Raw genomic sequence first — 14,535 nt, 5'->3', positions numbered from 1 at the left:
GCCATGTGTGCGAAGGTCCTGGTCGCCGACGACGATCCCCGGCAGGCGGAGGTGGTCCGGCGGTACCTGACCGCGGCGGGCCACGAGGCGCTCGTCGTGCACGACGGGCGGGCCGCGCTCGACGAGGCCCGGCGCTGGCGGCCGGACCTGCTGGTGCTCGACGTGATGATGCCCGGCCTCGACGGGCTGCAGGTGTGCCGGACGCTGCGGTCGGAGTCCGACGTGCTGGTGCTGATGCTGACCGCCCGGACCAGCGAGGACGACCTGCTGCTCGGGCTGGAGCTGGGGGCCGACGACTACCTGACGAAGCCGTACAGCCCGCGCGAGCTGATGGCCCGGGTGCGCACGCTCCTGCGCCGGGCGTCGCGGGGCGCGTCCGAGCCGGCCGGCTCGCACGTGCGGCGGATCGGCCGGCTCGGCGTCGACCTGACCGGGCGGCACGTGACCGTGGACGGTGTCGAGGTCGAGTGCACGCGCGGCGAGTTCGCGATCCTGGCCGCGATGGCGGAGCAGCCCGATCGGGTGTTCACCCGGGCGCAGCTGCTGCACCACACGCGGGGGATCGACCGGAGCTCGACCGAGCGGACCATCGACGTCCACGTGATGAACCTCCGCCGCAAGATCGAGTCTGATCCGCAGCGGCCGGCCCAGCTGATCACCGTCTACGGGGTCGGCTACAAGATCGCCGCAGGCCAGCCCTCAGGGAAAGCGCCAGATCCGGCGGGCCCGCCCTCGGGGCCGGCGCTGGATCCAGCAGGTCCGCCCCCGAGGTCGGTGCTGGATCCGGCAGGTCTGCCCCCGAGGTCGGTGCTGGATCCGGCAGGTCTGCCTTCGGGGCCGGTGCCAGATTCGGCGGGTCTGCCCCCGAGGCCGGTGCTGGATTCGACAGGCCTGCCCTCGGGGCCGGTGCCAGATTCGGCGGGTCCCGCGTGATCCGGGTGCCGCTGCGGCACAGCCTGGTCACGCGGCTGCTGGTCACGTCGGTGCTGATCGTGATCGCCGCGATCGTGGCGACGGCGTGGCTGGCCGCGAGCACCGCCACCCGGGCCATCTCGCAGGAGCAGGGGCAGTCGCTGACCGACGACAAGGGCGTCTACGACATGCTCCTCGGCTACGCCGCCACGCACAGCGACTGGTCCGGCGCGCCCGCGCTGATCCAGGCCCGGGCCGCGAAACTGGACCGGCGGATCACGCTGATGACCCTGGACCGGGCGGTGCTCGCCGACTCCGGGCCGGGCCCGTCGCTGGCTGCCGCCCGGCCGTCCGCCACGATCGACCCGCTCAACGTGGACACCGCGCTGACCGGCGGCCCGCTCAACGGGGACACCGCGCTGACCGGCGGCGCCGCGCGGATCGACCCGCGGGCGGTCGGCCCGTTCCGGGTACCCGCCGCGCAGCGCGACGAACTCGACAAGGTCGCGGCCGACGCGCTGTCCTGCATCCGCAAGGTCGGCGCCCAGGGCCGGGTCGTGGACCTGCCGAACGGCCGGCCCTCGATCGTCGTGTCCGGTTTCGATCCGGACAGCTACGCGGCCGGCTGCGCGTCGAAGCTGGCGTTCGTGACGACCAAGGCCGAGGTCAAGCCGCTGGCCCAGCTGGGCCGGCTCGCCACCAGCTGTGCCGGGCTGTCCGCGAAGTACCGGCTCGGTGTGTGGCCGGACTTCTCGGTGTTCTACGCGAGCGCCGTGGACTCGGTGAAGGTCGCCGAGGTCCAGCCGGTCGCCTCGGCGTCGAGCGCCCGGATCAGCGGCTGCGTCGAAAAGGCCCGCCGCGCGATGCTGCAGGCCTACGTCGCCCCGCCGGCCCTGCTGTTCGTCACCGACCCGCGCTCCGGCGCCGACCAGACCCGGTTCACGCTGTCCCGGTCGAACACGATCCGGATCGTGACCGTCACCGGCGGGGTGCTGCTGGCGACGATCCTGGTCACCGTGCTGGTCGGCTACCGCCTGGTCCGGCCGTTGCGCGCGCTGACCGACGCCGCCGACGGGCACCGGCCGGTCCCGGTGTCCACGCAGGACGAGATCGGCCGCCTGGCCCGCGCGCTCAACGACTCGACCGAGCGCCGTGACCGGGCCGAGGCACAGCGCCGCGCGATGGTCAGCGACGTAGCCCACGAGCTGCGCACCCCGCTCACCAACATCCGCAGCTGGCTGGAGGCGGCCCAGGACGATCTGGCGCCCACCGACGGCCAGCTGCTGGAGCTGCTGCACGACGAGGCGCTGCTGCTCCAGCACATCATCGACGACCTGACCGACCTCGCCGCGGCGGACGCGGGGACGCTGCGGGTGCACCCCGAGCCGACGTACGTCCGCGACGTGCTCACCCAGGTCGCGGAGAGCCACCGCGCCCCGGCCCAGGCCGCCGGGGTCGAGCTGACCATCGCGGTCCAGGGCGACCCGGTCGTCACCGCCGACCCGGTCCGGTTGCGGCAGGTGGTGGGCAACCTGGTCGCGAACGGGATCCGCTACACCCCGGCAGGCGGTTCGGTCACCCTCGCCGCGTCCGAAGACCGGATTTCGGTACGGGACACCGGCGTCGGCATCGCCCCGGAGAACCTGCCCCGCATCTTCGACCGCTTCTGGCGCGCCGACGGGTCCCGCAGCCGCACCACCGGCGGCAGCGGCCTGGGCCTGGCCATCGCCCGCAAACTCACCGAAGCCCACGGCGGCACCCTCACCGCGGAGAGCACGCTCGCCCACGGCAGCACCTTCACGATCCGCCTGCCGGCACCCCCACCCCCACCAGCCACCCCGACCTGACCCCACCACCCACCAGCCGTCACCCGCCCACCCGTCGCCGTCCATCACCCCGCCGCCGGCCGCCGCCCGGACCCGGCCCGCGGCCGCTCGACCCGGCCACCGGCCAGCGGCCGCCCGTCCCGGCCAGCGGCCCGCCCGCCGGCCAGCGGCCCGCCCGCCAGCGGTTGCCCGCCACCGGCTCCCGGCCGCCGTCACCCGTCACCCGCCGGCCGCTGCCGCCCGCTGTTGGCCGCTCGCCGGCCCTCGCTGCCCGTCGCCGCTGTCGCCCGCCGCGGCCCGCCACCGGCCTGCGGCATGCCGGCTGTCTCCGTGCTCGCGCATGTTGCTCACCCTCGTTCGCCGGCGCCGGCCACCTCCGGGCCGGCGCACGCAGGCTGTCCCCGGGGCTGGGCCGCGTAGTGCGCTCTCATCGCCTGGTCCGGGTCGGCTGGTCGAGGGTCAGCATGGTGAGCAGTCGCAGGTTGTCCTGGGACGGGCTGCCCGGGTCGGTGTGATAGACGAACAGGGTCTGCTCGGCGTCACCCGAGAGCGTCATCGCCTCGAAGTGCAGGGTGATCGGGCCGACGGCCGGATGGTTCATGCGCTTGAAGCCGTGCGTGCGCTCGTGCACCTGGTGGGCGGTCCACCACGTACCGAATTCTGGGCTCTTCTCCTTTAGCTCTTTGACCAGCTCGCCGAGGCGGAGGTCGTCGGGATTGCGGCCCGCGTAGAGGCGCAGTGTGCCGACGGACTCGGCGGCCACCGCGGCCCAATCGACGAACATCTCCCGGGCGGCCGGGTCGAGGAAGATCCAGCGGGTGTAGTTGCGCTGCGCGGGCGGCAGCAAGGTCCAATCGGTGAGCAGGGCACGGGCGAGATCGTTCGCCGCGAGAACGTCGGTGCGGCGCCCGAGGATCAGCGCGGGATGCCCGGTCATCGACGCGATGAACTGCCGCATCGCCGGGCGCACCCGCTGGGTCTGCGGCTGCCGGGGCTGCCGCCGGACCGGCCGCGCGAGGTCGGCCAGATGGCCGCACGCCGCTGGATCGAGCCGGAAGACCCGGGCCAGCGCCTCGACCACCGCGGTGGACGGGCTGGCGTGCCGGCCCTGCTCCAAGCGGGTGTAGTAGTCGGTGCTGACCCCGGCGAGCCGTGCGACCTCCTCACGGCGAAGGCCACGGACCCGCCGCCCGCTCGATGGACCGGGCAGGCCGGCAGCCTCCGGCGTCAGGCCGGCCCGGCACCTGCGAAGGAAGTCGCCCAGATCTGTCATGCGCCCAATAATGGCCCGCCGGCGAGCCCGCGGACAGGCCCTGGGTGGGCATGCCGTTCCCAGGCAGAGCTGGGCCTGGCTGGCCGTTTCCGGAGCCGTCGCGACGACGAACCATGGGATGCGTCGAACGGCACCGAGTAGGGAGCACACCATGACCACCTGGTTCATCACCGGCACGTCCCGGGGCATCGGCCTCGAACTGGTCACGCAGTTGCTGGAGCGAGGCGACGCCGTCGCGGCGACGACGCGATCGGCGCGGCGTCTCGAAGCGGCCCTGGGCCCCGCCGACCGGAAGCGGCTGCTCGCCCTCGAACTGGATCTCACCGACGAGCAGGCGGTCGCCGAGGCGGTCCGGGCCACCGTCGAGCGCTTCGGCGGCATCGACGTCGTCGTCAACAACGCCGGCTATGGATTTCTCGGTGCGGTCGAGGAGGCCACCGACGCCGAGGTCCGGCAGATGTTCGGCGTGCAGATCTTCGGCGTCTGGAACGTGCTGCGAGCGGTCCTGCCCGGCATGCGCTTCGCCGGTAGTGGTCACGTCATCAACGTCTCGTCGATCCTGGGCCTGACCGCCTTTCCCGGCTGGGGGCTGTACTGCTCTGCCAAGTTCGCGCTGGAGGGGCTGTCGGCCGCGCTCGCCGCGGAGGTGGCCGGCGCCGGCATCCGGGTGAACGTGATCGAGCCCGGCTACACCCGCACCGACTTCCTGGGCGCGTCGTCGCTGGCGCTGGCGTCGAATGCCGGCGACGGCTACCCGGCGATCCGCGAGATGACGTCGGACCATCTGAAGATGCCCGGCACCCAGCTCGGCGACCCGGTGCGGGCCGCCGCCGCGATCATCCGGGTTGCCGATGACGGCGGGGCCCCGCTGCACCAGCTGCTCGGCTCCGACTCCTACGGCCTGGCCAAGGCTCGGCTCGATGCGCTGACCGCGGATGTCGAGGCCGGCCGCGAGCTGGCCCTGAGCACGGAGTTCTCATGATCAGGGGATGGGTTGCCGGCCTCCTCAGCGGGTGGGTTGCCGGCCTCGCGTCAGCGGCGGGCCGGCAGCGCGGCGGCGAGTTCGCGGCGGGAGCTGATGCCGAGCTTCTGGTAGACCTTGCCGAGGTGCCACTCGACCGTGCGCGGGCTCAGGAACAGGGCGGCGGCGATCTCCGCGGTGGTGCGGCCGGTGACGGCCAGCTGAGTGATCGTCGCCTCCTGGGTGGTCAGCTCGACCGTGCCGGCCCGGGCCGCCTTGGTGACCCGCTCGCCGGCCGCCGCCAGCTCGCGCTCGGCGCGGGCGGCGAAGAACGACGCGCCCATCCCGGTGAAGGCGTCGTAGACGGTCTTCAACTCGGTCCGGGCCTCGGCCGGCCGGTCCTGCCGGCGCAGCCACTCGCCGTAGAGCAACCGGGCCCGATGCCCCTGAGTGGCGGTGTCGGCGATCGACAGGAGTTCGACGGCGTCCCGGTAACAGGCTTCGGCGTTACCGGGCGGGCCGGCGAGGGCGTCCGCGACGGCCTGGAAGCCACGGGCGGCCCGGGTCGGGGTGACCGCGGTGCGCTCGGCGAGACGCGCGCGGGCGTCGGCGGCCAGCTCCGGTCGCCCGGCGAGCGCGGCGGCCTCGACCAGCTCGCGCAGCGACCAGACGGCGAGCGCCATCTCGTCGTGGGCGCAGGCGTCCCGCGCCGCCTCGACCGCGGCCGGGAAGTCGCCGAGTCCGTTGTACAGGATCGCGAGGGCACGCCGGCAGACCGTGTGCAGGCGGCCGTCGCCGCGGGCCGCGGCGTCCTGAAGCTTCTCCGCGAGCAGGTCCTTCGTCTGTTGCTCCGGGCCGCGGTGCGCGGCGAGCAGCAGCCGCGACAGCTGGTAAACGGTGGCCCCGGTCTCCCGGATCACGGTGTCCACCTCGGTCAGCAGGTCGGCGGCCTCGGTGAGCCGGCCCTCGTCGATCAGGCTGTGCGCCTGGATGGTCAGCGCGTTCGGCAGCAGCGACAGGGCGCCGCTGCCCCGGGCCAGCTCGACCGCCCGCTGGGTCATCCGGTGGGCGAGGCCCAGCCGGAACAGTTCGTGCGCCGCGGCCGCGGCCAGCCAGACGTGCCCGAAGTCGGCGGCCGAGCCCATCGCGTCGAGGGCGCGGTTCAGGGCCGGGACAGCGACCGTCCGTCCGTCGAGCACCCACGACACGAAGCCGGCCAGCAGCAGGTCCGGGAAGCCCTCGCCGGGCGGCGCGGCGTCCCGGGCGGCGGTCGCGGCCACCCGCAGGTCGTCGCCGCCGAACCGGCCGGCCCAGAAGGCCGCGCCGACCGCCATCAGGAACGCGTCCCGGGCCGCTTCCGGGTCCAGTCCGCCCAGGCGGCGGGCCGCGGCCAGCAGCGGCGGTCCGGCGGCGCGGCCGTGGTGCAGCATGAAGGTGACCCGGGCGCGCAGGCTCTCGGCGCGCGCCTGCGACAGCGGGGCGAGCGGGGTCAGCTCGGCGGCCGCGAGGATGGCGGGGACCAGGGCGTATGCGCCGGCGTCGGCACGTGCGGTGGCCGCGGACACCAGCAGCTCGCCGCGCCGGGCCGGGTCCGGGGTCAGCTCGGCGGCGCGCTCGAGGAAGGCGGCGGCCGCGGACCAGCCACCCCGGGCCAGGGCCCGGCCGGCCGAGCTCTCCAGTTCGGCGGCGACGCCGGGGTCGGTGCCCACGGTGGCGTGGGCCCGGTGCCAGGCCCGCCGGTCCGGGTCGGTGGCCGGGTCGGTCACCTCGGCCAGCGCCGCGTGCACCCGCCGCAGATCGGCCGCGGGGCTGGATCGCCAGGCGGCCGACCGCACCAGTGGGTGCCGGAACCGGACCCGCGCGCCGAACTCGATCAACTGGTCGGCCTCGGCGAGCGACGCGGCCTCGGGGCCGAGGCCCAGCCGTTCCAGAGCCCGCCAGAGCAGCCCCGGGTTGCCGACCGGTTCGACCGCGGCGGTCAGCAGCACGGTCCGGGCCGGGCTCGGCAGCGCCGCGATCCGCCGCTGGAAGCCCTCCTCCACGCGGCTGGTCAGTGGGCCGGTGCCGGGTACGCCGAAGCCGAACGCCAGCTCGGCCGGGGACAGCCCGTGCGGCAGTTCCCGCAGCGCGAGCGGGTTGCCGCGGGTCTCGGCCACGATGCGGTCCCGGACGTGGGCGTCGACCGGGCCGGTCAGCACCGCGTCCAGCAGCGCCCGGGCGTCGGCGTGCGGCAGCCCGCCGATCCGCAGCTCGGGCAGTTCGGCGAGGATCCGGTCGGCGCCGGTGTCCCGCGCGGCGAAGACCAGGGCGACCGACTCGGCCGACAGCCGGCGGGCCACGAAGCCGAGGATCAGCGCGGATGCGTCGTCGATCCACTGCGCGTCATCGACGACGCAGAGCATCGGGCGGGTGCGGGCCGCCTCGGCGAACAGCCCGAGTACGGCGAGCCCGACCAGCAGCCGCTCCGGCGGTGGCCCGGTGGCCAGCCCGAACGCGGTGCTCAGCGCGGCCCGCTGCGGCCCGGCCAGCACGTCGAGGTGGTCCAGCAGCGGGGCGCAGAGCTGCTGCAACGCCGAGTACGCCATCTCCGACTCGGATTCGACGCCGGAGGCCCGCAGCAGCCGGGCGAAATCCGCCCGCGCCGCGAGGTGGTCGAGCAGCGCGGTCTTGCCGCAGCCGGCCTCGCCGCGCAGGACCAGCGCCCGGCTCTGCCCGCCCCGCACCTCCCGGAGCAGCCGGCCGAGGGTGTCCTGTTCTGGCCGCCGCCCGAGAAGATCCACGCGGGCGAGGCTACCGTGCGCGTTCCCGCCCGAACGGGGCTGTCACCTGCGTCACTTCGGTGGCCGGGTGGGCGAGGGGTGCCGGCGAGGCCAGGGTGCCGGCGGGGCGAGGGGTGTCGGGTGGTCGAGGGTGCCGGGTGGGGGAGGGGTGCCGGCGGGGCGAAATGGTCGGCGCCTGGGATCGCACGAGGCGGCAGTCGGGCTGTCGCCGTACGCGAAGCCGGGTTTTAGTGGGGTTGAACGGCTTTTCGGAGTCGACGGCGGGACCGCCGGGGTGGGCGGGAGGCGCGTTCACAGGGCCACCTCGGCATACGAAAAGATCTAGATGGTTTCCACGCTGAAAAAATAATGGAGTAATACAAATGGTGAGCGGCGAGAGCCATGGATCACAGCTGTTGCCGGTGCTCGCTCAGCTGGTGCGCTTCCTGCGTCAGCTCGAGGGGCCGGACAACCCGAGCTCGATTTCGTTGTCCGTGCTGCGCCGGCTCTCCGACGACGGCCCGGCCCGGGTCACCGACCTGGCGCGCCTGACCCGGGCGTCCCAGCCCGGGATGACGCAGCTGGTCGGACGGATGGAGAAGGCCGCGTTGGTCCGCCGCGCCCCCGACCCGACGGACGGCCGCGGCGTGCTCGTCGAGGTCGAGCCGGAGGGGCGGGACCTGCTGAACCGGACGCACGCCTACTACGCGGCGACCTTCGACCAGCTCTTCGGGGAGCTGAGCGCGGACGACGTCGACGCGATCGTGCGGGCGTTGCCGGCGCTGGAACGGCTGGCGCAGGCGGGGGAGAAGCACAACGCGGGCCAGCACGGGCCATGACCGGGCGATGAACGCGACTTGGCAAGATCGAGAAGGGAGTTACCCGGGGCGATCGTCAGGCGGTATGGTCGCAGCCGACAAGTGAAGACTTCGCCGCGACAACCGCTGCGGGAGAGCACTCGCCACACCGGCGGGTCGCCGAAGGAGCAACTTCTCCCTCAGAATCTCTCAGGCCCCCGTACCGCAGCGGTCAGGCGACTCTGGAAAGTCAGTCTCCTCGGAGGCTGCGCCCACGGTGCAAACCGCTCGACAGCGGTGAACCTCTCAGGCAGAGATGACAGAGCGAGGGAGGCCCCGGCACACAAGGAGCCTCCCTGTTGAGACGCACCGCGCTCTTCGACGTTCACCAGCGCCACGGCGCGACCTTCACCGGTTTTGCCGGCTGGGAGATGCCGGTTCGGTACGGCAGTGACGTGGCCGAGCACCACGCCGTACGCAAGTCGGTCGGTCTTTTTGATCTCGGCCACATGGGGCAGATCGAGGTCAGCGGACCGGAAGCCGCAGCGTTCCTGGATTTTGCCCTGGTCGGACGGTTGTCCGCGGTCCGGGTGGGGCGGGCGAAGTACACGATGCTGTGCCACACGACAGGCGGGGTGCTTGACGATCTCGTCGTCTATCGGCTGGCCGAGCGGCGGTTCCTGGTCGTGGCGAACGCGGCGAACGCGCAGGTCGTGCGCGCGATGCTCGGGGAGCACTCGGGCGGGTTCGCGGTGGAGATCGCGATGCTGGACCGGTCGCTGATCGCGGTGCAGGGGCCGGGCGCGGCGGGGATCGTCGGGGCGCATCCGGAACTGCCGTACTACGCGATCAAGAACGGTCAGGTTGCCGGGCGGGACGTGTTGCTGGCGCGGACCGGGTACACCGGCGAGGACGGGTTCGAGATCTACTGCGACAACGCGGATGCGGCCGGGATCTGGGCGTGGGCGGTGGCGAGCGGGGCGAATCCGGCCGGGCTGGCCTGCCGGGACACGCTGCGGCTCGAGGCGGGGATGCCGCTGTACGGGCATGAGCTGACGGTTCGCACGACGCCGTTCGACGCCGGGCTGGGGCGGGTGGTGGCGCTCGACAAGCGGGACTTCGTCGGGGCGGCGGCGCTGCGCGAGGCGGCTGCGCGGGAGGCGGCTGCGCGGGAGGCGGCTGCGCGGGACACGGCTGCGCCGGAGGCGGCTGCGCGGGACGCGGCGGGCGATTCGTCCGGGAACGACCTGGTGGGCCGGCCCGAGGGGCGAGATGCCGATGGCGGGAGCGAATTCGTCTCGTCCGGGAAAGAGCTTGTCGGGCTGGTGGGTAAGGGGCGTCGGTCGCCGCGGGCGGGGTATTCCGTGGTTGACGCGGTGACCGGGGTGAAGGTCGGTGAGGTGACCAGCGGGGCGCCGTCGCCGACGCTGGGGTATCCGATTGCGCTGGCATATGTCACGAAAAATCTGGACAAGGTGGCTCTGGCGGTCGATGTTCGTGGCGTCCACGAAGAGGTCGAAGTCGTCCCGCTCCCGTTCTACCGCCGCCCAACTGCCGCCCGAACTGCCGACCCCGGCGCTCACCGAAGCGGCAGCGGCAACGGCAACGGCAACAACCAAGGAAACCTTATGAACCCGCTCCACCCGGAGGTCTGACAACCCATGGCCGTCTCCGTCTTCGACCTGTTCTCGATCGGCATCGGCCCCTCCAGCTCCCACACGGTCGGCCCGATGCGCGCCGCCCGGCTGTTCACCCGGCTCCTCGACGACCGGGTGACCCGCGTCCGCGCGGAGCTCTTCGGCTCGCTCGGCGCCACCGGCCACGGCCACGGCACCCCGCGCGCCGTGCTGCTGGGCCTGATGGGGGAGGATCCGGAGACCGTCGACACCTCCCTGGAGGTGCCCACGGACGGGCGGATCGTGATCAGCAACGGTCACGAGATCGGCGTCGACCTGGTGCTGCACCGCCGCCGGTCGCTGCCCGAGCACCCCAACGGCATGACCTTCACCGCGCTCGGCGCCGACGGCGCCGAGCTGCTGGCCAAGACCTATTTCTCGGTCGGCGGCGGCTTCGTCGTGGATCAGGTCACTTCCCGGGTACGTACGGACGACACCCCGCTCCCGCATCCGTTCAGCTCCGGCGCGGAGCTGCTGGAGCTGACCCGGACGACCGGATTGTCGATCTCCCGCCTGATGCTGGCCAACGAGACCGCGTGGCGCCCGGCCGCCGAGGTGAAGTCCGGGCTGCTCGCCATCTGGCAGGTCATGGACGACTGCGTGAACGCGGGACTGGACGCCGAAGGCGTGCTGCCCGGGGGCCTCAAGGTCCGTCGGCGGGCCGCGGCCACCGCCCGTCAGCTGCGGGCCGCCGGGGACCCGGCCGTGCACGCCATGGAGTGGCTCACGGCGTACGCGATGGCCGTCAATGAGCAGAACGCGGCCGGAGGTCGCGTGGTGACCGCGCCCACCAACGGCGCCGCGGGCATCATCCCCTCGGTGCTCAGCTACTGCCGGGCGTTCGTGCCGGGTTTCGACGACGACGGGGTCGTCCGGTTCCTGCTGGCGGCCGCCGCGATCGGGCTGCTGTTCAAGGAGAACGCGTCGATCTCCGGCGCCGAGGTGGGTTGTCAGGGCGAGGTCGGTTCGGCGTGCGCGATGGCCGCGGCCGGGCTCGCCGAGGTGCTCGGCGGCACGCCCGAGCAGGTGGAGAACGCCGCCGAGATCGGGATGGAGCACAACCTCGGCCTGACCTGCGACCCGGTCGGCGGACTGGTGCAGATCCCGTGCATCGAGCGGAACGGGATGGCCGCGGTGAAGGCGGTCACCGCGGCGAAGATGGCCCTGCGCGGCGACGGCAAGCACCACGTCTCCCTCGACAAGGTGATCAAGACGATGAAGGAGACCGGCGCCGACATGAAGATCAAGTACAAGGAGACGTCCCGCGGCGGCCTCGCCGTCAACGTCATCGAGTGCTGAGCGCCCGCTACGCCTGATCGAGGTAGCGGACCCCGGTCAGTTGCTCGGCGGCGGACCAGAGACGCCGGCCGACCGCGGGGTCGGCGGCCTCGCGGCTGAGCTTGGCGTCGCCGACGCGGCCGCGCATCTCCAGAAAACCCTGAGGACCGAAGAACTGACCTCCGCGTACGGCGGGAGCCGTGGCGGCCCGCAACTGGGGTTCTGTGCCCCGCTCGACCGGCTGGGTGAGGATCAGCCCAGCCGCCGCCAGCACCTTGCCCGCCCGGCCGAGGTGCTCCCACGCGCGCGGGGTCAGATTCGTCCTGGTCATCCCGGGGTGGGCGAGCACGCTGAGCACCGGTGACCCGGCCGCGCGCAGCCGGCGGTCCAGTTCCAGGCCGAAGATCGTGGTGGCCAGCTTGGACCGGCCGTAGGCGGGCGCGGCCCGGTAGCCCCGCTCGGACATCAGGTCGTCGAAGTCCAGGTGGGCGTTCTTGTGGGTGATCGAGCTGAGGCTGACCACCCGGGCCGCCGGCGCCGCGGTCAGGGTGGCGAGCAGCAGGCCGGTCAGCGCGAAGTGGCCCAGCATGTTCGTGCCCAACTGCAGCTCGAAGCCGTCCGCGGTGGTGCGGCGCGGGCCGAGCAGGACCAGGCCGGCGTTGTTGACCAGCAGGTCGATCGCCGGGTGGTCAGCGGTGAGGCGGGTGGCGAACCGGCGGACCGAATCCAGCGAGGCCAGGTCCAGCTCGCGCACCTCGACGTCGCCGCCGATCCGCCGGGCGGCCTCCTCGCCCGCGGCGACATTGCGGACGGCGAGCACCACGTGGGCGCCGTGGCGGGCCAGCTCGGTGGCGGTGACCAGGCCGAGGCCCGAGTTCGCGCCGGTCACCACGGCGACCCGTCCGTGCTGGTCGGGGATGCGGTCCATGTGCTGCTCCTGAGGGTGTCGACGGGGTACCCCGACGACGTTAGGAGCACCGCGGACGGTCTCGATCGTTCCCGGCTACCTAGGTCGGGCAGTCCTACCCTGGGCGCGGCGGAGCGGGGCAGACTTGTCGGCATGAGCCATCCGTACGCCCGTGAGCTGGGCGATTTCCTGCGCGCCCGGCGCGGCCGGCTGAGCCCGCGCGACGTCGGCCTGGAGCCGGGGGGCCGGCGCAAGGTCACCGGGCTGCGGCGGGAGGAGCTGGCGCTGCTGGCCGGGCTCAGCACCGACTACTACCAGCGGATGGAGCAGGGCCGCGAGGTGCGCCCGTCCGACGACGTGCTCGACGCGCTGGCCGGGGCGCTGGAGCTCGACGACGAGGAGCGCCGGCACTTCTTCACGCTGGCCTACGCCGCCCGCCGGCCGATGCCGTCCCGGGTGGTCCGCGAGCCGGAGCGGGTGCCGGAGAGCACCCGCCGGCTGCTGCGGGTGCTGGACACCCCGGCGGTCGTGCTCGGCCGGCACCTCGACCTGCTCGACTGGAACCCGATGGCCGAGGCACTGCTCGGCGACCCGGCGGACTATCCGCCGGAGCGGCTCAACATGCTCCTGCTGCTCTTCGACGACGTGCTGACCCGGCAGCGCAGCTGTGCGGACTGGGAGCGGCAGGCGCTCGACTACATCGGCATGCTGCGAGCGGCGATCGCCACCGACCCCACCCATCCGCGCGCCACCGAGATCGTCGGCGAGCTGAGCATCCGCAGCGCCGAGTTCCCGCGGCTGTGGGCCCGGCACGACGTGCGCGAGTCGGTCCGCGGCACCAAGACGTTCCGGGTGCCCGAGGTCGGCGACCTCACCCTGGACTGGGACACATATCCGCTGCCCGGCAACCCGGGCCCGGTCATGCAGGTCTGGACCGCCGCGCCGGGCAGCCCGGATGCCGACCGGTTGCGGCTGCTGGCGTCGCTGCACGCGTCCCGCCGCCGGGTGCGGCCCTAACGACTCGGCGGCCGGGTGAGGCGGTGCAGGGCCAGCGCGAGCTGCAGGCGCAGACGCCCCTGTGGGGTACGGAAGTCCCAGCCCAGCAGGTGATCGAAAGGGGACAGCCGCTCCTGCAGGGTGGAGTGGTGCACCCGGAGGGCGCCGGCGGCGGTACGGAGGCTGGGGGACTCGGCCACCGCGTCCAGGGTGGCCAGGGCCCAGGGGGCGGTGGCCGCCGTGCGGTGCAGGGCCTGGACGTCCGGGATCGGGTCGCCGCCGGGGTCGGTCGCGGCGGCCAGGAGGGCGAGGCCACCGAGGTGGTCGGCGTGCACCACGCGCGGGCCGGGGTCCTGCTCGGTGCCCTCGGCGGTGAAGCGGAGCGCCACCCGGGCCGCGGCGTAGGAGCTGGGCAGCGCGGCGATCGGCCCGGCCGGACCGATCCCGGCGCGCATGGTGGCGTCCGGGGGCGGGGTGGCGGTGGATTGCAGGCGGGCCCGGCCGTCGGGGAGGGCGACCGCCCGTACCTCCGCGTCTGGTTTGAGGCCGAGCCGGGCGGCGGCCTTGAGCCGGGACGGTTCCGCGGCGTCCGGGTCGAGGAGCAGCTCCAGCAGGGCGGGGTCGGCCGGCGGCGGGTGATGGCGGGTGCGGTCCAGGACGGTGCGTGCGGCTCCGGCGGCCCGTTCCAGGATCATCGCGTCGACCGGTCCGGGCGGCCCGGCGCGCTCCAGCCACAGCAACGCCCCGTCAGCGACGACAACCGACATCCACGCCTCATCGACCTGCCCGGCGGCGGAGTCAGACGGCGGGCGGGGTTGTTCGACGGTGGCGGAGGTCGGCGCCGGGCCGGGTTGGTCGGCGGCGGCACTCGGCGCCCGGCCGGGCTGTTCGGCGGTGGGGATCGGCGCGGCGGCGTTCGTGCCGTCGGGGTGGACGCGCAGGTGGATGCGGCGGTGCTCGTCGGCGAGGCGGGCCGGGCAGCCGGCCAGGACGGCGGCGCCCCGGACGATGGACTGCAGCCCGGCCCGCGCCTCGGTCAGCCGGTCGAAGTAGGCGATCACCTGCAGCGCCGCCCCGGCGTCGGGGTCCAGCGCGGTGAGCCGGGCGGCGAGATCCCTCACGGTGACATCCTGCCCCGCCGCCCGGGCCC

General features: G+C 73.7%; 10 protein-coding genes, 1 pseudogene and 1 riboswitch. Of the genes and pseudogenes, 7 read left to right on the top strand and 4 right to left on the bottom strand.

Annotated features, from left to right (window positions below; all coding sequences use genetic code 11):
- Positions 1 to 3 precede the first annotated feature (3 nt).
- Positions 4 to 693, top strand: a pseudogene (locus tag L3i22_RS28590) (response regulator transcription factor); the annotation flags it as partial.
- A gap of 236 nt (positions 694 to 929) precedes the next feature.
- Positions 930 to 2,759, top strand: coding sequence for a cell wall metabolism sensor histidine kinase WalK (locus L3i22_RS28585; protein WP_221320622.1), 1,830 nt, complete (start codon positions 930 to 932; stop codon positions 2,757 to 2,759).
- Between the two features lie 406 nt (positions 2,760 to 3,165).
- On the opposite strand, the gene L3i22_RS28580 is transcribed toward L3i22_RS28585, so the two are convergent.
- The gene (locus L3i22_RS28580; protein WP_255657201.1) at positions 3,166 to 4,011 is read right to left on the bottom strand and encodes a helix-turn-helix transcriptional regulator; all 846 of its coding nucleotides are present in this window, start codon (positions 4,009 to 4,011) and stop codon (positions 3,166 to 3,168) included.
- A gap of 151 nt (positions 4,012 to 4,162) precedes the next feature.
- On the opposite strand from L3i22_RS28580, the gene L3i22_RS28575 reads away from it, so the two are divergent.
- Positions 4,163 to 4,993, top strand: a complete 831-nt coding sequence (locus L3i22_RS28575; RefSeq protein WP_221320621.1) for an SDR family NAD(P)-dependent oxidoreductase — start codon at positions 4,163 to 4,165, stop codon at positions 4,991 to 4,993.
- 50 nt (positions 4,994 to 5,043) lie between these two features.
- On the opposite strand, the gene L3i22_RS28570 is transcribed toward L3i22_RS28575, so the two are convergent.
- Entirely contained in the window at positions 5,044 to 7,752 is a 2,709-nt protein-coding gene (locus L3i22_RS28570) for a LuxR family transcriptional regulator (RefSeq protein WP_221320620.1), read from the bottom strand.
- Between the two features lie 362 nt (positions 7,753 to 8,114).
- Here L3i22_RS28570 and L3i22_RS28565 point away from each other — a divergent pair, with 362 nt between their 5' ends.
- The 3 genes from L3i22_RS28565 to L3i22_RS28555 all read left to right on the top strand — a co-directional run bounded on the left by L3i22_RS28565 (position 8,115) and on the right by L3i22_RS28555 (position 11,503).
- Positions 8,115 to 8,570, top strand: a complete 456-nt coding sequence (locus L3i22_RS28565; protein ID WP_221320619.1) for a MarR family winged helix-turn-helix transcriptional regulator — start codon at positions 8,115 to 8,117, stop codon at positions 8,568 to 8,570.
- Positions 8,571 to 8,668: 98 nt separating this feature from the next.
- Positions 8,669 to 8,764, top strand: a riboswitch (glycine riboswitch).
- A 123-nt stretch (positions 8,765 to 8,887) separates the two neighbouring features.
- The gene (gcvT, locus tag L3i22_RS53750) at positions 8,888 to 10,183 is read left to right on the top strand and encodes a glycine cleavage system aminomethyltransferase GcvT (protein ID WP_255657199.1); all 1,296 of its coding nucleotides are present in this window, start codon (positions 8,888 to 8,890) and stop codon (positions 10,181 to 10,183) included.
- Between the two features lie 6 nt (positions 10,184 to 10,189).
- A complete protein-coding gene (locus L3i22_RS28555; RefSeq protein WP_221320618.1) occupies positions 10,190 to 11,503 on the top strand; it encodes an L-serine ammonia-lyase in 1,314 nt (437 codons plus the stop codon).
- A 7-nt stretch (positions 11,504 to 11,510) separates the two neighbouring features.
- On the opposite strand, the gene L3i22_RS28550 is transcribed toward L3i22_RS28555, so the two are convergent.
- Positions 11,511 to 12,410, bottom strand: coding sequence for an oxidoreductase (locus tag L3i22_RS28550; protein ID WP_221320617.1), 900 nt, complete (start codon positions 12,408 to 12,410; stop codon positions 11,511 to 11,513).
- Between the two features lie 132 nt (positions 12,411 to 12,542).
- Here L3i22_RS28550 and L3i22_RS28545 point away from each other — a divergent pair, with 132 nt between their 5' ends.
- Positions 12,543 to 13,406 (top strand): helix-turn-helix transcriptional regulator, encoded by an 864-nt coding sequence (locus L3i22_RS28545; protein WP_221320616.1) that lies wholly within the window; start codon positions 12,543 to 12,545, stop codon positions 13,404 to 13,406.
- On the opposite strand, the gene L3i22_RS28540 is transcribed toward L3i22_RS28545, so the two are convergent.
- Positions 13,403 to 14,506, bottom strand: coding sequence for a helix-turn-helix domain-containing protein (locus tag L3i22_RS28540; RefSeq protein ID WP_221320615.1), 1,104 nt, complete (start codon positions 14,504 to 14,506; stop codon positions 13,403 to 13,405). The genes L3i22_RS28545 and L3i22_RS28540 overlap by 4 nt on opposite strands.
- Positions 14,507 to 14,535 lie beyond the last annotated feature (29 nt).

Origin of the sequence: Actinoplanes sp. L3-i22 (assembly GCF_019704555.1) — a bacterium.
Taxonomy (GTDB): Bacteria; Actinomycetota; Actinomycetes; order Mycobacteriales; family Micromonosporaceae; genus Actinoplanes.
The sequence above is the reverse complement of the archived record's forward strand: the minus strand, read 5'-3'. Positions and strand labels throughout refer to the sequence as shown.

Coding starts and splice junctions, on each gene's coding strand:
- L3i22_RS28580 (WP_255657201.1), bottom strand. CDS start 4,011: ATGACAGATCTGGGCGACTTCCTTCGCAGGTGCCGGGCCGGCCTGACG.
- L3i22_RS28545 (WP_221320616.1), top strand. CDS start 12,543: ATGAGCCATCCGTACGCCCGTGAGCTGGGCGATTTCCTGCGCGCCCGG.
- L3i22_RS28575 (WP_221320621.1), top strand. CDS start 4,163: ATGACCACCTGGTTCATCACCGGCACGTCCCGGGGCATCGGCCTCGAA.
- L3i22_RS28565 (WP_221320619.1), top strand. CDS start 8,115: ATGGTGAGCGGCGAGAGCCATGGATCACAGCTGTTGCCGGTGCTCGCT.
- L3i22_RS28550 (WP_221320617.1), bottom strand. CDS start 12,410: ATGGACCGCATCCCCGACCAGCACGGACGGGTCGCCGTGGTGACCGGC.
- L3i22_RS28555 (WP_221320618.1), top strand. CDS start 10,190: ATGGCCGTCTCCGTCTTCGACCTGTTCTCGATCGGCATCGGCCCCTCC.